Here is a 20,959-nt window from a genome sequence, read left to right on the forward strand (position 1 = left end):
AATTTATCGGAATCGCTACCGGAAAGGGAGAATATCATATCTTTGCAAAAGGACCTTCCGGCGTTCTTTTGCAAGCTTTCGAAGAACGTCCCGTTCGACTTGCAAAAGTTAAAAGTAAAACTCCAAGTTCGGTTCCCGCACCTAAATCGGACTCCGGAAGCGGTTCTCTGGGAATCATTATCGTTGCCGGTGTGGTGATCGTTGTCGGTTTGTTGGTTTTTCTGGTTATGAAATAGAAACGCGTCCCACCGAACGATCCTTAGATTATGCGGGAACACCTGCGTTTTCCGTGGAAACTGTAAACTCGGATCTTTTCCGTGTCACAAAGTAAAGACTACTGTTGCACTTGAGCCCGTTCTTAAAATCTAGGAACTCCTAGGCAGGTGTAAAATCCTGAAACCTAAAATAAAATCCATGTTAGAAGTCGCCCTAATCCTATTGGCCCTATCCTCGATGAGTTCTCTCGGATTGGAATTGGTACCGGCATCATCGAATTCAATCTCGAAAACCGCGTTTACCGGACTCGGAGTTTGCCTGCTCAATTTGACTTTTTTTCCGGGAATTGCATTTTTACTCTGTAGGATTTTCGAAATTTCTTCCGCGATCAGTCTCGGAATTTTTCTCTGCGCCTGCTCGGGTGGCGGAGCATCCGCAGGACTTTTTATACTCAAAGCAAGAGGTACACCCGCAACCGGCGCGGTTTTACTCGGTCTTTTGAATTTTACGAGTTTGTTTACCGCGCCTTTACTTCTAACGTTACATTCAGAAAATTCATTCGCGGAACTCGAACGAGCGTTTTCCACATTTCCCAAACTACTTGCAATCGGACTTTGTTTTTTCGGATTACCGCTGGGAACCGGACTTTGGCTCCGAAAAAAACACGAAAAATTCTCCTTAAGGATCCGTCCAAGTTTATTAAGAATCAGTAATATATCTCTGGGATTTTCGATCTTTTATCTCGGTCTTAAATATTGGAGAGAAATTTTAGAGTTCGGATTTCTCATTTGGATCGTACTTTTTCTTTTGATCGGAGTTTCTTTTACGATCGGACTTTATCTCTTCCGGGAAAAACCGGGCGATAGAAGAAGTATAGGCGTTGTGAGCGGAATTCGAAATCTTTCCCTTGCACTTTTACTCGCCCAGGAACAATCCGGAGACCCCAAGGTATTAATCACGATCTTACTTTACGGATTTGTTATGTATTTGATCGCGTTCCCGGCCTCTTTATTTTGGAGACGTTGGAAGAATATTTCGGTTTCATAAATCGACGAATCAAAAACAAACGATCTTCCGGTTACCGATCTCTATAAAATCGAGTACCGTTCATTTTTATTGCAAAATACCGTTTCAATGCAAAATAATATGTACTTTATTATATAGTTAACGGATATTCCACCTAAAGGACTCTCGAAGATACATTCTATTTATCGAATGTATCTTTCAAGATCCAGAAGAGAATTTTTCGGTGGAACTAAAGTAAACGCATTGTCGGCGTGGAACTAAAGCGAGCGCCTCTCGGCGCTCGCCCATAAAATTCTTAAGCCGCTTCTCTTTCCCTTCTCCCCGGTAAACCGTCGTACCGAACCGTCTGTCCGATCACTTTCAGTTTACTCCGATTACTTCCGTCCTGCGCCTTCCATCGATCCTGACGAAGTTCTCCGATCACGGTCGCCTTTTTTCCTTTCTTGAGATATTCGTGTGCGTTCACGGCTTGACGATCCCACAATTCGATCTCGACAAAGGAAACCTCACCCGGCTCCTCCGGCGTGGATTTATAGTCGTGATTAACCGCCAGAGTGAAAGTGGCGACACTCTTACCGCTGTTTAAGGTTTTGATTTCCGGATCGGCGGTGAGATTTCCGTCCAAAATGATATGCGCTAAGTTTTTCATTGTTTTATACTCCTGTTACGAGGAAAATTTTCTTCCTCACCGAAAGCGGTTCCCGATCGGAATCGAACGGAGCGTGATTTTGGATTTTTTTTAGTAGAATCGGGTTTTTTGGAAAATCGAAATTATTTTCCGTTTTAATGCGAGTTCATTCCCGCAAAGTTCGGATTTACAAAGTATGAAATCGAATACGAAACGACGATCGCAGGAAACAAATGGTTTAAGATCCGTTAGCCGAAAAGGAAAGATTTTTTCCGTCTTCTTTTCTCAAAGTGTTTAATTCGATCCTCAATCTTTCCAAATCTCCGGAACCTTTGGCTCGATACACTCCGCGTAAATAATATCTTTTATCGATAAGATACACATTTTCAGTATGAACAAAATCGTTTAGATCGTCCTTTCCTTGGATCACCTTTATATCCGCGCCGAATTGATTCCTGGCGATCGCGTAAATCGTCTTTTTGGAACCCGTGAGAAAGATCCAGTTGTTTCGAGTTATTTTATATTGATTTCTAAATCGATTCAGAATCTCGACCGTATCGATCTCCGGATTTACGGAAATCGATACGATCTGAAGATCGGTTTGATCCTCGATCTTAGGTAAGAAATTCATCATATTCCTGGTAATCATCGGACAAATTCCCTTACACTTCGCGTAAAAGAACGTGACTAACGTATATTTATCTCTCAGATCGCGGTTGTTAAATTCCCTATTCTCGTGAGAAAGAAGGGAAAAACCCGGAACTTTCCTAAGATCCTCCGGCAATTTCCCGTCCTCTTCCGGCCAATAAGGATCCATCGTTTCGCTTTTGAAATAAGGAAGGACCCCCGCCTTAGGAGAGGAAAAATACGTCAGTTCGGAATGGAATTTTTCCTTCGGCTCCTCGCAGGAAACCAATAACATTATAAAAATAAAATATATAAATTTCATAAATAACTTATCAATTGATCCGTATCGCACAAAAATATCGCTCGCTATGGACCTGAGAGATTGGTCCGGGGAGTTTACGAAAGAATACCCCGGAGAGGGGGTGAGCGGAGACCTTGGCTCCGCTCAGGGGGACTCTTCCCCCTCCTAAGATCTTTAACCGATTCACTCGACGTTTGAAACCTATCAATCCGCCGTTCGGATCGGTTCGCAAACTTTGCTTCCCGGCAAACCGAGAGAACTTCCGTCGTTGGCGATGACCGTATTCATATAAATTTGTCCGTTTCGATTCCATTTTTTCGAAACGAGCAACTTTCCGTTCTCGTCGAATTTTTCGTAGATAAAAGGTCTATTGTTATCGTGCCATTCCCAACGATCGTTTACGTATCTTCCGGAACGAAATTCGGCATACAATCGGTTGTTCCCGTTCGGAAACCAAGATCGGTGTATTCCCTCCTTCAAACCTTCCTTAAAATATCTTCTTTCCAAAAGCCGACCGCTTTTGTTTCTCGAAATCGTTTCACCGTCCTCCAAACCGTTCTTAAATTGAACCGTTTCAATTTCTTCCAGCGCGGGTATTTCCGTTTTGATAAATCCGGTGAAAAGTTTCCCTTGATAATAAATCCGACCCTGAACCATTCGCAGATTCGGATCGGTATGTTCGATCGTCTCTCGACAGCCGATTAAAAAAACGACCGTCAAGAGTACGAATAAACTCGGAAACGATTCAGTTCGAAACACTTCCCACAACGCCGTAAAAGAAGGAACCCATCAATGTATCGATTCCCGCCGTTGCGTCCGCCGCAAAGTGATAGTGATATGTCGGAGTCGAAAAATGAATCGTGGCCTTTGTATGACCGTGTAAAGCGTCCAAATCCGCGGGCGTAAAATCGTCGCCGGTCGCCGCCGTTCCGTTATCGCATTTTTTACCGTAAATCGCGTAACCGTCCAAAATCACACCGATCAGATTCGCGTCGTTATTACTCACCTTCGTAACCGCGGCGTGGTGATGGTAAACGCCCGTATTTTGAGGATGACCTCCGAAGTTATCGAACGTCTGAGCCTCAACCGCCAAAGTGTCGGGAGGATTTGCGGCATTGTTAAAAATCGCCAGCCCGTTCACCGTGATTCCGATGGCAACAAGACCTCCTTGAGTTCCTACGGTTCCGGAACCTTTCGAAGGAGTGGAAGGAATCGTATAAACCAACTTTTGGCTCGAAACCGAATTATTCCCGGCGGACATATTTCCGGCCGGTAGCGCTTCAAACAAGGGGGAAGTGGAACCGTAGTAATAACTTTTCGTATTTGGAATATTCTGAGATTTGAATACGTAACTGGAGCCGGATACGTAAGCGACGGAACATTTAAAGTTATCCTTGATCCAGGACGGAAGCGACGAATCCATACAAGTTGTCACGCCGGTTACACAACCGGAGGAAGCGTCCAAGGTCGCGGTGCCTTTGGATACCGTGACTCCGGTGTTAACCGCACTTCCGTTGCAATATCCGCCCCCGGCGAGCGCGGCCAAAGCCGCAACCGTAAGGTCGTCGTTGTTGGAATCCTTTTTACAAAGGACAAAGGAAAGAAATACCACAAATATTAGAATCGATCTTTGAATCATATTTTCTCCTAGAATTGTCTTCGAAATGTCCGAAGCCGGGACTTAAGGGCGCCTATTTTACACCACTTGAGTATAAGATAAAGAACTAAAATACCCGATTTTACAAATCGTTTAGAACAATTTTTTCTTTTCCCAGAACGAAGCCGCAAACCGTATCGATTTTTTTCATAAAGAGAAAAGCGAAAGCGTGGGAGAAAAATCGGGAACGTCTTGTATGCAGGAATCTATCCTACTTATCAAGGGCGTTTTCCAGTTCCTCAAAAACTCCGATACTCAAAAGGTCCGGATCCGAATCCGAATCCTGAAACCAAAAACCTGCGTAAACACAGAGCCCCAAAAACATAACGAAAAACGCACCTAACATACGTTTGTTTCTGATCTCTTTTTCGTCCCTTCGAATTACGTTCGAAGATATATTTCGAACCCAATCCCGATCTTTTTTTCTTTTCAGGATTTCCCCTTTCATCGGAGAAGTACGATCATTCCTCATAAAATTTTTCCTTAACTCCAACTCGTTTCATCATTTCCTTCCCTCTGGCCGCTCTCGACTTAACCGTTCCCCGTTTTACTCCCAACGTCTCGGCGATTTGTTTTTCCGAATATCCGGCAAGATAAAACTCGAGAACCTTTCGGTATTTATCGGGGATCTTGACTAAGAGCGAACGTAACGTTCCGATCATTTCCTGAGAGTTCCCTCTCGAATTTCCGTTCGAGTCGGAACGAGCCGCGAGGAAGTCGTCCTCTTTTTTGGAATTGACCAACTTCTCCGCGCGTTCCTCTTCTCTTCTCAGTTTATCGTTCATTCTCAGGGATTCGTTTCTGGCGATCACGTACAACCACGTGCTCAGTTTTGATTCCTTGCGAAACTGATCTTTTTTGAGGGCTTTGTACGCGCGAAAATAGGTTTCTTGAGCCACGTCGTCGATGGCATAAGAAAACCTCTCTGCGAGATTTTTTTCTATCGCAGAGAGGACGGTGTCCCGAGTGGAACTTACGATTTCCGTAAATTCGGATTCAGTCATCATGATGGCGGTGTTTCTGTTGAAACTCCGTGATTAAATCCACCAATTTGTTTCTTTGTTCCGGATTGAGAATCGCGTGAAACTCGATCGCTTTTTTCGTCATAAAAGTTCTCATCTCGGTCATCTTATTCATTTCCAGTTCGAACGCCTTATTGATTTTTTTCTCGTCCAAACTCGGTTGACGAAACTCGGCAAGCGCGTCCGTCGGAATTCTAGGTCCTTGTAACTTGAGCTCCTTTCTCTTAGACAATATCTCGTCTTTAATACGATAGAGTTCTTTCTTCTGAGAATCGTTCAGATCCAATTCCGAAGTAATTTTCTTAACGATGAACTCCGCTCTTTTTTCAGGAGACTTATGATATCTACATCCGCCTGCGAACAAGGCGACGGCTAAAAGAACCAGACCGGAAACTTTAAAAAATCCTTTCATTGGATTCCTCCCTCTTTCTAAAACTCTGACCGAGGGACTCAAACCGGGTTCCGTTTTTTTTAGTGTTCCGTTTGAACGGTAATGTCTTCTTTATCGATTTCGTATTTGAGCGCCAAACGATCCTTCAGAGAATAAAGGAGTTGTCCTCCGTTTTTAAAATAAAAAAATTCGGGATTCACTTTGATCAAAATACTTCTAAGAGCGGGAAGTTCCTTTAAAAAGAAGGAAATTTCCTGAACGAGTTTTTCCAAACTCTTACCGTAAGGACATCCTTTGAGTTCGATCCCGACTCCGACTCCTTTTTCCGTATGAGTAAGAGGCAGAATTTCGAACGGATATTCTCTCTTATCGATTAAAACATCCGGCCTGATACCCAATGCCTGACAGATTTTTTCGATCAACACCTGAGTATCGATCGGTTTTAAAAGATAAGCCGCTAACTTTTTGTTCTGAGCCGCTTGGATGATCGTATCTTTTTCGTTGCTTACGGTTAAGAGTATGATCGGAGTCGGTCGATTCATTTCCGGAATTCTTTCCAAAAGATCAAGGCCGCTGAGTTTCGGCATCCGATTGTCCGTTAAAATGAGATCATAACGCATTTTTCTCAATTTGATTTCTGCGGCGACTCCGTCCACGACGTGATCCACGTCGAAATTATATCTTTCTAAATGACGGATTAGAAGTTCCGCATTGCTTTCGTCGTCCTCGGCCAATAAGATAAAATAAGTCGGCGCCACTTTCATAAGATCTCCTCGAAATCCGAAGATCACATTTCTATCTTGTCGCGTTTTTCTGGCAATTTTTTTAGGATAGGCGGACGTCTTTTTTCCGAAAAACAAAAACGACCATTAGAGTTGTTGAAAAAATTCCATCGTTCAAGACTAACAAGCCGCTTCCATCCCCATTTCAATGAAGCAAAAACGGATGGGGAATTAATTTTTCAACAACTTGATTATATAGTTATGAGTAGTAGGACCAGAAAAAATATTTTATAATATTATGATGTAAAAAAATAAAACGGCATAAAATGAAATCTCGATCAAGTCACATTAACGATTCCTTATAAACAGAATGTAAAAAGTCCGGAACAGCCTAAGAAGATAAAAAAAGCGGACTCTCATCCGCCAAATTCTTATTGAAAAGATTTACTTTCGTTTATCGCCGTCGCCCGGAACCCAATTGCCTTTCTCCATTTGATCGGTCAGATTGATCCAAAGGCTTTCCGCACCGACGGATTTTTTAGCCTCCGAGAGTTTCTTATTTTCATAGGAAGAGCGAGGAGCGGAAAATTTAGAACGACCGCCTGTTTCGGAATTACATTGAGTCTTTCCATCAGCCCAAGAACCGCCGCCGGAAGTTACGGACCATGTTCCTGACTTTTCATCCTTACATGCAAATCGATACTTTTCAGCGCAGTTACGATTGTGCCATCGATCGTTGTTCCAAAGGACCGCACAACGTTCGTTGTTCCCCGAACTTGGTTGACGATTCTTCACGTCCCAAGACCAGATTGCTTGTTTTGCAAAATGCGAATCGTACTCATTGATTCCGAAAACGTTTACTTCACAGGCCAACATGGATTGAATCCCTTCGTCCGTAAATACGTCGTCCTTCCTTCCATTGAATGCGCTCAACATAGTTTTCGCAGTATTATAGAGATAAACCATCGTCTTGTCATAAGCGGATCGAGGATATTTACAATCGGGATAACCGGGAAAATCCTTTGGACGACTCGTCAGGAAAAAATTCAATTTAAAGTAACGACTCCAATACGGATCGCCTTCCCGACAACTGTCGCTGACAAGAAGAATTCTCCGACCTGCCATGACCATATCTCTCAACTTAGGCATCGAATTGTAATCGGTAATCTGAGTCGAACATGCACTCGAATACTGATACAACCACGGACCCAGATATTCATCCACAGTTTTAAAAGCCTCGCCATAATGTCCGTCTAAATTATCTTTTATACGAACCAGCAGAATTTCGTTACGATGTTCTAACGCGGTAATCCATGATAGAATTTCTATCAATCCTTTTGTAAGAGGACGATCGGACGGGTTACAACCTAAATGTTTCTTGTCTCCGCGACAAAGAAGAAGTTCTTTACGACCCGACTTTCCGACGGTCCAGTGGACTTCCAATTCAAGATAACGGGCGCCTAAACGCAGTTGGTCCGTAATGGAATATTTCTGATCCGGATTTACATAACCGGTAGAAGATCCATTGTATGCCTTACTGTTGTAAGAATTGTGAGTTCCGTAAAAAAGAGCTCGAGGCGCCTCCACGTTCATGTCCATTTGGGTTTTTCTTTGAATGGAAAGAACCTTATTCTCGAAAGATTTTTCGAAATCGTCTATCGGATCGATCACGTCGACCGGATTATTCACCACGACGCCGCGATGTGCATAAAGGCTTCCCACGGTTCCCAATAAAAAAGAACCGATAAAAATCGTTAAAATTTTCCTCATACTTTTCACCTCTTTTATGTTTTTACATTTCTCCAAAGGAGAAAATTTCACTAAGGGAAATACTAACGAGGAAAATCAAAAACCGCTTATATATAACTTACAAAGTTTTTTTAAAACGATAACGAGTGAATTTTCACGGAACTTGCGGCTTTTGCGATTCTTAAAAAATAAAACCGCTCCGATTCGGATCTTAAAAATACATTCAATTTATATAATACATTTCCTAAGGGATAAAAAAACAAACACGCGCCCGACTTATAACGATTCCAAGCTCGATCTTAAAATATATCCTTTGAGTATTCGTATCGACGCGGCACAAATCGATTTTATTTTCGCAAATGAATTTTTTATTTGAGGATCATCCTCATAAAATATTTCATTGAATATTTTATTATATTAGAAAAATTCAAAGAACCCTCGCTGGTCCGATACGGAATTTTAAAAGATGGAATTGATTCAGGAAACCTTAGAGAATATCGGAGATAAAATTCGTTTTGTGGAATTGATTCCGTGTCCGATATGGCTCTCGAAGATACAAGGAACGGAGTTGCAAACTCTTTATCTCAATCGAAGTTTTAGGGAAATCATCGGTTACAAAGTCGAGGAAATTCCCACCTTAGAAGATTGGTTTATGCAAGCCTATCCGGACGAATATTATAGAAACGAAATCAAATCGGATTGGCCGACAAAAATCGACGAAAAAAAAGGCGATCACATCTCCGTAATCAAAACAAAAATCAGAACCAAATCGAACGGAGAAAGATGGTTCCAATTGCAAAGATCGGAATTCGGAGAATTAAACGTGTTCGTGTTTCAGGACATACACGAACTGGAAGTATTGAACTTAGAATTAACTTGCAACAACTCCGCAAAGTCCCAATTGCTCTCCATTCTCGCACACGACTTAAGATCGCCTTTGATACAAATCGTTTCCCTGATCTCCTTGTTCAAAAACGAGGAAATTCCCGCCGCCGAACTTTATTATCATCTTTCAAAACTGAACGTTCAAACCCATCTTACGATTGATTTGATAGACAACACGTTGGATTGGGTGAAAACGAATTCCAAATGTATCATAGTGAATAAGATTTCCTTCAATCCGGCGCCGATCATGAAAGAATTAACGAGGTTCTACGATGACTATATCCGACTCAAATGCCTTCGAGTTTATGTGGATTTTGATGAGAATATTATGATATTCAGCGATATGAATATTTTCAAAGTGATCGTTAGGAACTTATTCGTAAATGCTCTGAAGTTCTCGAACCCCGGCGGAAACGTTTTCCTAAGAGGGAAAACGTTTTCGAATCGTCAGCACGTTTCCGTGACCGACGAAGGTATAGGAATGTTCGCCGAGGAATTGGAGAAAGTTTTTTCCAAAGAGTTCCACTCTTCCATCGGAACCCTCAACGAAAACGGCTCCGGACTCGGAATCAAACTTTGTAGAGACTTCGCTCGGTTGGTCGATGCGGAATTTCGTTTGAAAAGCGAAAAACACAAAGGAACTTGTGCGAGTTTGGTTTTTGAATTATAAGAACCTGTCCCCAAAAAAATCAACACAACGTTTCCTCCTATGGGACTCGCTGTAAATAAAATTCATCCCTTTTTTAATTCTTCGATTTTAGACTTAGCGTCCTTCTTGGGTTTTTCATATTCAGGAGGAGCGATATCGATAAACTTCTGATAACTATCAATCGCCTGTTTTTTATTTCCCATACGAGTATAAACGATTCCTAAATTGAAATACACTTCCGCAACGGATTTATCGATCCCGACCGTCTTAAGATAATTTTGAACGGCCTTTTCGTTGTTCTGTTGTTTTTGATAAGCTACGCCGAGATTGTAAAAAGCTCTCGCATAGTTCGGATCTCTTTCCGCAGCTTTGGCAAAATAAACGATCGCTTGATCCAATTTACCTTCGTTCAAGTAAGTTACACCGACGTTATTCACGTATTCCGGGGATTGCGGGTGTAGTTTAACTGCCTTTTCAAAAAAGGAACGAGCCTGAATCGGATCGCCTTTACCCAACAAGGCGACACCTTGTTGATTGAGTTCGAATGCTTTTGATTGTTCTTCCATCTTCGGTAAGGAGTCTCCAAAAGAATTTGTGGAAATTGCGAAAACGATCGCAAAAAAAATAATTAACGATTTTTGATTCATCATCGGTTTTAATCTTCCTATTTAACCAACAATTCGAGCGAACTTTGGTTTCCAATTCTATTTTCGAAAAAACGATTCATAAAATCAATTCTTTCAAAACTCATTCTCATTGAAATTTAAAAATAGAACCGGCCGTAATGGGGGACATAAACTTTCAAAGTTGTAAAGGATTTTTTCGATTTAAAAAGTTTAAACGTTAAAGAGAAGTTATAGCAAGAGCCGTTCCCAAAACCGACGGATTTTTACGCAGTTATCGTTAAGTTTAGAGCCTGTCCCAAAACTTAAAACAATCGCAGAGATTCGCGGCCATTCCGATAAAATCGGACGGTTTTGGGACAAGTTATAAACCCAAAAACACGATCCGTTTGGTAAAACTTCCGCTCAAAGTACGGATTGACGGACATTATCAAGTTTATAGTTTCATTTTATAATATTTCCTTAAAGTAAATTCATCTCAAAAATAGGAAACGTTATTTGGCTTTGGAGCGGGGAAAAACGATCGACAGAAAAAGTCGCGTCTTTTTTAATCCGATACGGGAAAAATAACGAACATGAAAAAAATTCCAATATTCTCTCGAATTAAAAACTCCGGAACGATCTGCCTTATTCTTCTCGGTTTCATTTCCGGTTTTCTTCAAGCCGAAGAAAAACAAAATATACGATACGTTCTTATTGGGGACGGAAAGTTGAACGTAAGAGAAAAACCGATCCACGGAAAAGTAATATTCCAACTGGAAAAAGGAGAAAGCGTTACGCTCAAAGAAGGCGCCGAAAACTCCGACTGGCCGGAGATAACCGCCAAATCGGGTTCCCAAGGATTTGTATCTTCCGAATTCTTGAGCAAAACGCGACCGGCGGATCTTGAAAACGCAAAACTTTTCGGTTCCATATCCTCCCATACGGAAGGGTCTTGGTTCCGTTCCTTAGCGATTCGAATTCAAAACCGATGGTTATCCGCAAACGATCACTCGACGGAAACCTATTTTCTGGAAAAGAAAATGATCCAAACACAGGAAAAAATCGCGGCGTATGAAGGAAACGATAAAGCCGGAGAATTCTCTCCCCAAAAAAAAGTAACCGGCGGTTGTCAGGAATTCGGAGTCGTCAATGGAAGTTTATTCGCATTCAAAAAAATTAATACTCTTCGGAATTCGATTTTTGCGATCTACGGCTCCAAAATCGGAGAGAAGGTTCGATCGGATCGTTACGTTCCTTCCGAGAAAATTTCCCGATTACTGGACGCTTCCGTAAATTCCGTTTTTAAGAAAGAACATCCTCGGCAACAGGAATTGAAATTTTTAAAACGAGAGGATTTATATACGATCCAATCTCCGGAAAAAAATTATCTTTTTATTCGATACGCGATCAGAGTCGAGCCGGAGGAAAAATCCTATTACGCGGCGATTTATGAATTTGATAACGGGGAATTGGGAGGAAATATATTCGAAAAATTTGATGTTCTTATGAACGAACAAGCGGTTTACGGCGGAAAATATCATTTTTTAGGCGCCTTTGATCTGGATGAAAACGGAGTTCCGATTCTTATTCTACATCACAACGGTTACGACGGATATATAAACGAATTCGTGAAAATCAAAAACGGTCGATTGGAATCCATGTTTTTGGCGGGCGGGGACGCTTGTTAAACCCGACGTGAGTTCCGTGTAACCGATGCCAAAACGATCGAAACGAGATCGGCAAATTGGTACGACGAAAGTATTTCGTTTTCCGAAGGGTTCTTCGATTTTGTGGATCCAAGCGAAAATTAACGTGAACTCGGTATAACCAATGCGAAAGCGATTATATGTTGCGATCCGCAGAACGACCCATAGGGAGTGAGATTGAGTTAAACCTCGAACGACCTATCGAACGACCCTTAGGAAGTGAGATTGAGTTCCGAACGACTTGGGTAACGAAAGTGGCACTGCTCCCGATGGGTCGCAGCACCAGGAAGCGAGATTGAGTTTAGGCAGCAACACTTTAGTTCAAGCGCGGTCCAGCCCCAAAACCCGAACGGCGCCGCGCTCTATGGATCGCAGCGCCGGGAATGGATTCACCCAAACTTTCTTAGGCCGAATTAAAACTTTGAGCCTGCCCCAAAAGCCGGAGAGCAATTCGCATTCAATTTTTTTAATTTATATTTTCCTTATGCGCCTTTTTTCAAAAGCGTTTTGGAGGAAAGGATCTGTTCGACATGGTCGACAAAAGTTTCGGATATCGGCCTGTAGTTCACATTCAAATCCTTCTTGCTATAAGAATGATCGAGTTCGAAAGAAATTCCAACGTTACGCGAAATATACGGCCAAGACAAACCGAAAAAAGGACCGATCAGATACGTTAAAAGTTTAGGAAGGGAACTTTTCGGAACGGGAAAACGATTTCCGTATTTCTCTCGAATGATTTTTGCCGCATCCAAAAATTTCAGAGTAACCGCCGAAACGATATGACGTCCTTTTGCGGAGGGAGTAAAACCCGCGAGTATATGAGCCTTTGCTACGTCTCTAACATCCACAAAACCGATCATCATATCCGGGACTCCGGGAGCGAACTTTCCGTTAATCATAGAAAGCATAAAGTTCATACTCGTTCCGTCCGCCCTCTCCGAAACGGAAGGTCCCATCACAAAGGAAGGATTGATCGTAATCAGATCCCATCGAACTTGGGCGTCCGCGATCTTCCACGCTTCTTTTTCCGCAAGAGTTTTGGAATAAGGATACGGCTGGTGTTTCAAACTGCTTGTAGTGTTCCAATGTTCTTCGGAAAAACGACAATTCGGTACGGAAAGAGCGTCCACGTTATCTCCCATAACCGCGGCAACACTCGAAGTCAAAACGATCCTTTTTACGGAAGGACTTGCGTTTGCCGCTTCCAAAACGTTCTTGGTTCCGAAAACCGCCGGTTCGACAAGCTCCTTTCCGGGATCTTTGATCCCGTCTATAAAAAACGGAGAAGCGGTATGAAGAATCAATTCCACTCCTCCCTTATCTTGAATCGCATTCAAAAAGGAATCCTTCTTTAAAAGATCCGCTTCGTAAAGTTCCAATTTTCCGGGATAACGTTCGGAAAGTTCGAGAAGATGAGATATCTTTTTAGAATCCGATTTGTTTCTCACGGTGGCTCGTACGGAGATGCCGTCTTCCAACAGATATTGAACGATCCAGGAAGCGATATAACCCGCGCCTCCCGTTACGAGAGCCGGTTTAGAACGGTCGATTTCCTTCATAATTTTCTCCAAAAAAAATTAAATCATTCAAGATTTATTGATTAGAATTTTCTGTTATACTTTGATGTCCCGGATGCACTTGAATTCCCGGAAATTGGGAAGCCAAATTTCTTAAAAAATCCAAAGACGCTCTGTTCTTTTCCCGGTCTTCCGAAAAATCCCCCGGAGTCACGTTATTCTCCCATCCCCAACGTGTATGACAGGAATCCCCTAAAACGAGTTGATATCCCGACGAACTTTGAATTAGAAACGCAAGACTTCCTTTGGTATGACCTTCCACGTGAAAGATCAAAAAAGATTGATCTCCGAAAAAATCAATTGGAGGAAAGGAAGAATCCTTTGTACTTTCGGGAAAATTCAACTCGGAAAGAGAGGGTTTCTCGCCTAACATACGATCGGTGCTTCCTTGAACGAAGGCATTGATGAATTTTTTATGCGTCGCTTCTTTGGGACCGACATACATGGGAACTTGCGGAAAGTCCGCGCTTCCGAGAATATGATCCAAATGAAGATGCGTCAAAAAAATACCTTCCACTTTTTTCGGATCTTGATGAAGCCACTCGTCCGTAGTGAGTCTAACTTTGAGGGCGGCCGTATTCATTGCGGAAGCAACCATCCAAGAGACCGGCCACTCTTTCGGATCTTTCCGGAAAACTTTCGAAATACCGGTATCAATCACGTATCTTCCGAACTTAGGATGATCGATCACATAAAAGTAAATCTGGATCGGTTCGTCTCCGGATTTTAAAGCGGACGCTTTCGGATCTTTTAAATTGATCAACCCGCCTCTATCGACGACCCAATCGGCGGCGATCATCTTTTGAAATAGGATCGGACCTTTCTTTTCAGGATTGATATCTTGCAGTTGAAACGGCCTACCGATTGTGATCGTGTTAGAAGGACGAGACGTTACCGCACAGGAGATAAAAAGAAATAGAGCGAAGAGTTTGAATGGATATTTCATGTTTCGCAGAATTCCAATTCAATGGAAATCATCAAGGTCTATTTGAATTCGGAATATAAAATATCTAAGACAAAAACTTATTTCTGAGATTTTTTTGGGAACTTTTTCCGTTCCCGATAAAATCAATAATCAAAAATCAAAAATATGATCCAATTTGAATCCGTTCGCCTCCGCCTTCATTAGAATTTCATGAAGCCTTGAAACGGGAGCAATCAAGGCGACTCGCTTCAGATTCGGTTCCGTCAGAATTTTCCATTCGTACAATACGGTCTCCGAATCCCGTATATTCGTTTCCAAGGGAACGATCAAGGTTAAAAGAATTTGTCGGTTTCCCGCGATCTCCACAAAAGAAATGTTTTTCTTAACGAGCTTCGGAACGGTTTGTGTAAAGGCTTCGTATCTTGGAATCGATTGGATCCTGCTCTTACCATTCTCCTTGACCCAGGCTTTTACTTCAAAAGTCTCCGGTTCGTAAACGGATTCGGTTCCCATACCGATCAATTTTCCGTAAGCGGCTTTGACAAGAAGCTCCGCCGAAAAGAACATTCTTCTTTCGAACCTCCGGATCAGGCTCGTATTCTCTCCGTCTTGAATCGTCCAAAATTCTTTGAACTTTGAATAAAACGGATATTCATACCAAGGACGCAATCTTACAAAATCGGTATAATCCCTTGCAATAAATTGCATATATCCTTCCACCTTCATCTCGGGGGAAAGTTCGCCGCTTCCTGCGACCCATTCCGTAAATCTTCCGATTGAATTCTCGTATAACGCCTTCAAGAACAATTCTCCGGAATAACTGATCCCGATTACGTTGATCATCAGATGATAACCCCAGTTGAATTCGTATGAATTCCAGGTTTTAACGATGACCCTTCCGTAAATTTTCCAGAATTGTGAGATACTTCCAAAATAAGGAAATTGGCTCGGTGGAGAATGTTTTAGAAAATTTGCATATTCATCCGAACTGAATACGATATACCATTCCGGTAAAGTCAAGAAAGTCTGGTCCTCGTTGCGTGTATAATCCTTGGACGCATCCAAAACGAATCTCAGATTGAGATCCTCCTTTTCATGAAAATAATACTTATCCCAGAGTTTGTTTCTAAATTTATACTGAGGATCCAGTTTTCTTTTTAATGCGAAGAATCGTTCCGCGTTCGGATACGCCTTGTGAAACTGGGAAACCGTCGCGTGAAGTTGATAAGGAAGATAATACGCGCCTCCCACGCTCGTCACAACATCGATCAATTCTCTCGTCCAGATTCCGACTTCCTTTTTTGCGCTTTCATACACGCGCTGTTTGTAATAGATGACAAAGGAAAAAACTTCCGTTCTTCCCCAAGCCAAGTAAGAACCGGAGTCCTGTTTCGCGTGACGTATCGAAATGTTCATCACGTTTACGTCGTGTTTTTGCAGAATATTTCGCATCAAAGGATAGAATTCGTCGAACTTTTCGACTGGAACAAAATATTCCTGTAAAACGTAAGTGCTGATCCTTCGATTAGGAGGTTCCAACTCTTGAACGTCGTAGCTGGCCTCGTAATTTCTCCAGACGATTCTATCTTTGCGATAATAAAGAGGATCTAAAATCGATTCCCTCAATTCTTTTCCATACGGAAGTTCCGTTAACCAGAAATAGATCAAATTCTCGAGCCAATAACTTTCTTTGACGGGGACAACTTTATCTTCGACCGTAACGGGTTCGTCCGTTTTTTCCCAAGTGACCGCGTTTACGTTTTCATACGCGGGCGGATAAATATCTCCGTTATGAAATTGCGCCTTTGTGTTATTTCGAATATTCTCAAAGAAGAATTTTTTATATTCCGTGATGGGAAGTTTTTTCACGAACCGTTTGACCTTCACGTTTTCGGTCAATGCAAGAGTGACTTCCGCTACGACTCCGATTCCTCCGTAACCGCCGACTGTAGCGTAGAATATTTCCTGATTTTCTTTAGGACTAGCGGCCACCACCTTTCCATCGCCTAACACCACTTTGATGGAGCGAACCGAAAGAATCATAGGGCCGTAACCGATGTATCTTCCGTGCGCGTTTACGCTCAAAGAACCGCCGATCGTAAAATTAGAATACGTTTGTTTGATCTGAACGGAAAGATCGAAAGGATCGATGAACTCTTGAAGTTTTCTCCAAGTGATTCCCGGTTCGACCGTGATGAGTTTTGTCTTAGGATCGAAAAAAAGAATCTTATTGAATTCTCTCGTATCGATGAATAACGCGTTTTCAGTCGCGATCTGTCCACCCATGGAAAATCTTCCGCCTCCGATGGAGATCGGACCTTCGTGGTTTTTCACCAAGTCCTGAATTTCGTTTAACGTGGCCGGAGTTACGACTTTGTTTACGGGAATCGGATTGATCTGAGTTACGTCGTTTACGATCGTAGGATTCGCAAAAACGTAACTAACGAAAACAAAAAGAAGAAGTATGAATTTTTTCATGCGGATTTTACGAACGCCATCAGCGTATTTTTAGTAGGATCGCCTTTCTGAAGAACATATTTTCCCAAAGGTTTTAAACCGAATCGACTCACCCTCTCTTCGATCTCGGCAACGGAAGTAAAGTTTCGAATTTGTGCGGAGGTTTCTTTCCAGGGAATTTCCAAACCTGCGTTATACACATCGTGAGCCAACGCGACGATGGAATTCATTTCTTTGGAATCGACGTTGTGATCCCTGAGAACCAATTTTCCTCCCGGTTTTAAAACTCGCGCAATCGATCCGATAAATGAGTCCAACCGTTTTGAAGGAGAATGGTGAAAGCCGATAAAGTTCGTCACAAGATCCAAACTTTCAGAAGCAATCGAACCTTCACCGATCGGATCGTAATCTCCCAAAGGAACAAATGTTCCGACCTTGGAAACTCGTCCTCTTTCCACCAAGTCTTCCGGACTGTATTTCGGTTCCAGATCATTGAGAACAAAAACGGCGCCTTCGAGCCGAATCTTCTTTTTCAGATTGCCCACATATCTTCCGGTGGTTCCTATTTCAAGATAACCGTTAAACCGACTTCCTTCGCCCAATAGATCCACGACTTCTTTTGAAATTTCTATCTTTTGTTTTTTGAGAGCCGGAAGCGCGTAGGTTATAATTCCGGCAAAAGGTTTTATCTGAGGAATTTCTTTTAAGATCGATTCGTAGATTTCCCGATCCGTTTGTCTGCTTTTAGAAAGTTCGAATATGAGTTTATGAAAATTTTCTTCGGGATAAAGATGATAAACGTTCTTAAGAAAGAGAAAAAATTCCTCTCTCAACTTCGGATCCAAATACACGTTTCTAAAATTCGAATTTTCATTCGGAGACAATAGATCGGGCTTTCCATTCTTATCTTTGGAAAGAAGGTCTAACGTAAATCCGCTCAAAAATAAATAGAAGAATGACTTTATAAATTGTTTCCGATTCAGATCTTTCATTGTGCGTCAGATTGAAAGATCCGAATCTTTCGGCAATTCATTTTCAGAAACGTTAAACGGAATATGTAAAATATGTAATATCCTTTTTTCTACTGTGAAGATTTCCGTTCGCAGTTTAATCTTATAACGAAACATCGACCCGCAACTTGACCGAAAAACGATTTTTCTAAATTAAAAATGACAACGTAGAAACGAACTCGTTCTCAAAACGTTTCTTAAAACTTTGTGTTTAACGGGAAATGATCCATTCTCCTTGAACTTTTGAGAGATGTAAAGGAACGGAGAATCCTTTCTTTTTACTTTCGATAGGACTTTTTCCGGATTTCGATGTGATCGTGACGACCTTCTTATCAGCGATCAAATGATACTGAAGTTCGCTCAAATCGAGCTTATCCAGTTTTCCGCCGATCGACTTTAGAATATTCTGAATTCCTTTTTTTAGATCTTTCATATCGTCTTCGGTAGAATAATATCTTGCGCGTGCGAATTCTTTCGTTCTGAATTCCGTCAATTCCAAAAGTTTTTTCTCGTCCTTCTTCTGAAAACCGTTGTATAAATCCGTGACGAGCTTTTGAATTTTTTCCTTATCTTCAGCGGTCAATTGAATCTCTTCCGCAATTTTCCAAAGCTCGGAAGGAGGAATTTCCGTCGGAGTAAAAGTAACTTCTTGTTCCAAAGGAAGAGCCGGTTTACCTTCTCCTTCTTCCCATTCAAAGCCCGCAATTTTTTGTCCTTCGTCCGGGAACTGTCCTTTCTGTCCCAGATAAAGAATCGCTTTTATCTTAGGAGCGAATTCATCTTCTTTTCTTTTGCGGATTCCTTTGACTTTGATTTTATTTACGCCGGGAAGAATCCAGACGTTCAGATCGATCTGTCCGCTTACGTCTTCCTTTCCCGATTCGGGAACGATCGTCATCCCGTTAAATTCTATGGAACCGATCACGCCCGATTTGGAATAGACCAAGGCATAATAACCGCCTTGTGTTTGCGAAAACAAAGGTCCGCTCAATGCGAAAAGGAAGATTAAAAACGCAAACATAACCTTGCACGATATCGAACGTTTTGAATGGAAAAAAGAAAGTGTATCGATTGAACGGTTCATTGAATTCTCCAGAGGAACCCAATCAACATTTTAGAAATAAATTGTCAACACATGGAAGAATCGGTCCGGAAATTCCGGTTCAAAAAGAGACGGGACTCGATCAATGTCGAAAAGAAATTTACAAAAAGGTCGTCTCGATTTCACTAACGGAATTCAAAAAACATTTTCGGATATTCGATACAAAATCGTTCGAAACAAATTAGGGAGACTCTATGAAATCCGCCGCCGAAATTACCAAGGAATTTTACGAAGCTTTTCAGAAAAAAGACGCCGCGAAGATGGGCGCGCTTTATTCCGATTCCGTAATTTTCAACGACCCCGTTTTTTCAGATCTCAACGCGACCGAGGCCAGAGGAATGTGGCAGATGTTGATCGCAAGAGGAAAAGACTTGGAATTAAAATTCGGAGAAATTCAGTCCGACGGAGATATCGGAAAAGTAACCTGGGAAGCGAATTATACTTTTTCAAAAACCGGTCGAAAGGTGCATAACGTGATTCGAGCGGAACTCCTTTGTAAAGACGGAAAGATCGTAAAACATACGGATCGATTCGGCTTTTATCGTTGGTCCAGACAGGCGCTCGGACTTCCCGGTTTATTGTTGGGCTATCTTCCTTTTCTCCAAAATAAGGTGAAAGCGGAAGCAAGAAGAAACCTAGATCTGCACCTTAAAAAACAGAAATAAACCAAAGTTTCTACCGATTAACACCGATATCCTCCATCATTGGAAAATCGGTGTTAGAAGTTGGTCTTCTCGCCTTAAAAGTTCCATCGTAAAAATTCAAAGCGTATTTAACGTTCTTGAATAAGATCGCGTGAATTTTAAAAAGGATTCGCTTAAAAAATTCAAAATTACAGTCCTATCTGATAGCTGAAAATTTTACGATCAGTTGAAAACATTCTTTAAGAAAAAAAAGATCCATGCAAAGAGCTCCTCGTCACAACTTAAAAATTATCGGTTCCGGAAATAACACCATCGTATTCAGTCACGGCTTTGGCTGTGATCAATCCACTTGGGATAAACTCGTTCCTCATTTAAAAGATCATTATAAACTTATACTGTTCGACACGATCGGTTCCGGAAAAACGGACCCTTCTTTTTTCAGTCGGGACCGTTATTCCAATCTTTATTCCTATGCGGAAGATCTGATTCTTCTTATGGATGAAATTCAAATTGAAAATACTTTTTATGTGGGACATTCCGTAAGCGGAATGATCGGATTGATCGCGTCGATCCGCAGACCCGAACTTTTTTCAAAACTTGCGTTTATCAGCGCTTCTCCGCGTTATCTAAACGATACAAACTACAAAGGGGGATTTGAACAAAACGACTTGGATCAACTTTTCGCGATGATGGAAAAGAATTTTTTTTCCTGGGCGGGAGGTTTTGCGCCAATGATCATGGGAAATTCGGATCGTCCCGAGTTGGCTGAAAGTTTTGCCGAATCGTTACGAGAAATACGGCCGGATATAGGACTTACGGTTTCAAGAACCATCTTTCAATCCGATCATAGAAAGGATTTGAATCAATGTAAACGACCGGTTCTTATCCTACAACCATCCTCGGATATCGCGGTTCCTATCGAAGTGGGAAAATATCTCAGTACCAATATTCCCCAGGCCGTTTTTAAATCGATTCCCGCAACGGGACATCTACCGCATTTCAGTTCTCCGGAATCGGTTATCGAAGAACTCAAATCATTTTTTTAAGTTTGTAAATTCTA

General features: G+C 41.8%; 21 protein-coding genes (1 of these 21 running past the window's edge). 6 read left to right on the forward strand and 15 right to left on the reverse strand.

Annotation, left to right across the window (positions count from 1 at the left end; genetic code table 11):
- Window positions 1–236: the end of an LIC10486 family protein gene (locus LEP1GSC060_RS02410; RefSeq protein ID WP_002995229.1), read on the forward strand. Its footprint begins 835 nt before the window's first position; 236 of the gene's 1,071 nt are visible here — the last part of the coding sequence; its start codon lies beyond the left edge, outside the window; it ends in the stop codon at window positions 234–236.
- Between the two features lie 238 nt (window positions 237–474).
- The gene (locus LEP1GSC060_RS02415; protein ID WP_230458292.1) at window positions 475–1,263 is read left to right on the forward strand and encodes a bile acid:sodium symporter family protein; all 789 of its coding nucleotides are present in this window, start codon (window positions 475–477) and stop codon (window positions 1,261–1,263) included.
- A gap of 274 nt (window positions 1,264–1,537) precedes the next feature.
- Here LEP1GSC060_RS02415 and LEP1GSC060_RS02420 read toward each other — a convergent pair whose 3' ends face one another.
- The 9 genes from LEP1GSC060_RS02420 to LEP1GSC060_RS02460 all read right to left on the reverse strand — a co-directional run bounded on the left by LEP1GSC060_RS02420 (window position 1,538) and on the right by LEP1GSC060_RS02460 (window position 8,360).
- Complete coding sequence (locus LEP1GSC060_RS02420) at window positions 1,538–1,891, reverse strand: single-stranded DNA-binding protein (protein WP_002995292.1); 354 nt, start codon at window positions 1,889–1,891, stop codon at window positions 1,538–1,540.
- Between the two features lie 217 nt (window positions 1,892–2,108).
- The gene (locus LEP1GSC060_RS02425) at window positions 2,109–2,819 is read right to left on the reverse strand and encodes an SCO family protein (protein WP_036095158.1); all 711 of its coding nucleotides are present in this window, start codon (window positions 2,817–2,819) and stop codon (window positions 2,109–2,111) included.
- Between the two features lie 183 nt (window positions 2,820–3,002).
- Window positions 3,003–3,557, reverse strand: a complete 555-nt coding sequence (locus tag LEP1GSC060_RS02430; RefSeq protein WP_036095223.1) for a toxin-antitoxin system YwqK family antitoxin — start codon at window positions 3,555–3,557, stop codon at window positions 3,003–3,005.
- Window positions 3,544–4,437 carry a YHYH protein gene (locus LEP1GSC060_RS02435; RefSeq protein ID WP_002995147.1) on the reverse strand — a complete coding sequence of 298 codons (894 nt, stop codon included), beginning with the start codon at window positions 4,435–4,437 and terminating at the stop codon, window positions 3,544–3,546. The genes LEP1GSC060_RS02430 and LEP1GSC060_RS02435 overlap by 14 nt, the downstream gene beginning before the upstream one ends.
- A 229-nt stretch (window positions 4,438–4,666) precedes the next feature.
- Window positions 4,667–4,927, reverse strand: coding sequence for a hypothetical protein (locus LEP1GSC060_RS02440; RefSeq protein ID WP_002995405.1), 261 nt, complete (start codon window positions 4,925–4,927; stop codon window positions 4,667–4,669).
- Complete coding sequence (locus tag LEP1GSC060_RS02445; protein ID WP_002995507.1) at window positions 4,917–5,462, reverse strand: RNA polymerase sigma factor; 546 nt, start codon at window positions 5,460–5,462, stop codon at window positions 4,917–4,919. Before LEP1GSC060_RS02445 ends, LEP1GSC060_RS02440 begins: the two co-directional genes overlap by 11 nt.
- Window positions 5,452–5,889, reverse strand: a complete 438-nt coding sequence (locus LEP1GSC060_RS02450; protein WP_002995038.1) for a Spy/CpxP family protein refolding chaperone — start codon at window positions 5,887–5,889, stop codon at window positions 5,452–5,454. The genes LEP1GSC060_RS02445 and LEP1GSC060_RS02450 overlap by 11 nt, the downstream gene beginning before the upstream one ends.
- Before the next feature lie 59 nt (window positions 5,890–5,948).
- A complete protein-coding gene (locus tag LEP1GSC060_RS02455) occupies window positions 5,949–6,632 on the reverse strand; it encodes a response regulator (RefSeq protein ID WP_036095224.1) in 684 nt (227 codons plus the stop codon).
- A 402-nt stretch (window positions 6,633–7,034) separates the two neighbouring features.
- Window positions 7,035–8,360 (reverse strand): phosphoinositide-specific phospholipase C-related protein, encoded by a 1,326-nt coding sequence (locus LEP1GSC060_RS02460; protein WP_002995367.1) that lies wholly within the window; start codon window positions 8,358–8,360, stop codon window positions 7,035–7,037.
- A gap of 445 nt (window positions 8,361–8,805) precedes the next feature.
- Here LEP1GSC060_RS02460 and LEP1GSC060_RS02470 point away from each other — a divergent pair, with 445 nt between their 5' ends.
- On the forward strand, window positions 8,806–9,894 hold the full coding sequence (locus LEP1GSC060_RS02470; protein ID WP_002995258.1) for a PAS domain-containing sensor histidine kinase: 1,089 nt from the start codon (window positions 8,806–8,808) through the stop codon (window positions 9,892–9,894).
- Window positions 9,895–9,956: 62 nt separating this feature from the next.
- Here the strand turns inward: LEP1GSC060_RS02470 and LEP1GSC060_RS02475 are convergent, their stop codons facing one another.
- The gene (locus tag LEP1GSC060_RS02475) at window positions 9,957–10,520 is read right to left on the reverse strand and encodes a tetratricopeptide repeat protein (RefSeq protein ID WP_036095225.1); all 564 of its coding nucleotides are present in this window, start codon (window positions 10,518–10,520) and stop codon (window positions 9,957–9,959) included.
- Between the two features lie 551 nt (window positions 10,521–11,071).
- On the opposite strand from LEP1GSC060_RS02475, the gene LEP1GSC060_RS02480 reads away from it, so the two are divergent.
- Window positions 11,072–12,166 carry an SH3 domain-containing protein gene (locus tag LEP1GSC060_RS02480; RefSeq protein ID WP_002994823.1) on the forward strand — a complete coding sequence of 365 codons (1,095 nt, stop codon included), beginning with the start codon at window positions 11,072–11,074 and terminating at the stop codon, window positions 12,164–12,166.
- Between the two features lie 500 nt (window positions 12,167–12,666).
- Here LEP1GSC060_RS02480 and LEP1GSC060_RS02485 read toward each other — a convergent pair whose 3' ends face one another.
- The 5 genes from LEP1GSC060_RS02485 to LEP1GSC060_RS02505 all read right to left on the reverse strand — a co-directional run bounded on the left by LEP1GSC060_RS02485 (window position 12,667) and on the right by LEP1GSC060_RS02505 (window position 19,237).
- Window positions 12,667–13,743 carry an NAD-dependent epimerase/dehydratase family protein gene (locus LEP1GSC060_RS02485; RefSeq protein ID WP_002995526.1) on the reverse strand — a complete coding sequence of 359 codons (1,077 nt, stop codon included), beginning with the start codon at window positions 13,741–13,743 and terminating at the stop codon, window positions 12,667–12,669.
- A gap of 34 nt (window positions 13,744–13,777) precedes the next feature.
- Window positions 13,778–14,707, reverse strand: coding sequence for an MBL fold metallo-hydrolase (locus tag LEP1GSC060_RS02490; protein WP_002994869.1), 930 nt, complete (start codon window positions 14,705–14,707; stop codon window positions 13,778–13,780).
- Window positions 14,708–14,836: 129 nt separating this feature from the next.
- Entirely contained in the window at window positions 14,837–17,164 is a 2,328-nt protein-coding gene (locus LEP1GSC060_RS02495; RefSeq protein WP_002995022.1) for an FAD-binding oxidoreductase, read from the reverse strand.
- Window positions 17,161–18,135 (reverse strand): class I SAM-dependent methyltransferase, encoded by a 975-nt coding sequence (locus LEP1GSC060_RS02500; protein ID WP_002994874.1) that lies wholly within the window; start codon window positions 18,133–18,135, stop codon window positions 17,161–17,163. Before LEP1GSC060_RS02500 ends, LEP1GSC060_RS02495 begins: the two co-directional genes overlap by 4 nt.
- Window positions 18,136–18,364: 229 nt before the next feature.
- Window positions 18,365–19,237: a hypothetical protein gene (locus LEP1GSC060_RS02505; RefSeq protein WP_036095162.1), complete on the reverse strand. Its 873-nt coding sequence runs from the start codon at window positions 19,235–19,237 to the stop codon at window positions 18,365–18,367.
- A gap of 212 nt (window positions 19,238–19,449) precedes the next feature.
- Here LEP1GSC060_RS02505 and LEP1GSC060_RS02515 point away from each other — a divergent pair, with 212 nt between their 5' ends.
- Window positions 19,450–19,920 (forward strand): nuclear transport factor 2 family protein, encoded by a 471-nt coding sequence (locus tag LEP1GSC060_RS02515; protein WP_002994920.1) that lies wholly within the window; start codon window positions 19,450–19,452, stop codon window positions 19,918–19,920.
- A 236-nt stretch (window positions 19,921–20,156) separates the two neighbouring features.
- On the forward strand, window positions 20,157–20,945 hold the full coding sequence (locus tag LEP1GSC060_RS02520) for an alpha/beta fold hydrolase (RefSeq protein WP_002995491.1): 789 nt from the start codon (window positions 20,157–20,159) through the stop codon (window positions 20,943–20,945).
- Window positions 20,946–20,959 lie beyond the last annotated feature (14 nt).

Origin of the sequence: Leptospira weilii serovar Ranarum str. ICFT (assembly GCF_000332415.1) — a bacterium.
In the GTDB taxonomy this organism is placed as follows: Bacteria; Spirochaetota; Leptospiria; order Leptospirales; family Leptospiraceae; genus Leptospira; species Leptospira weilii_A.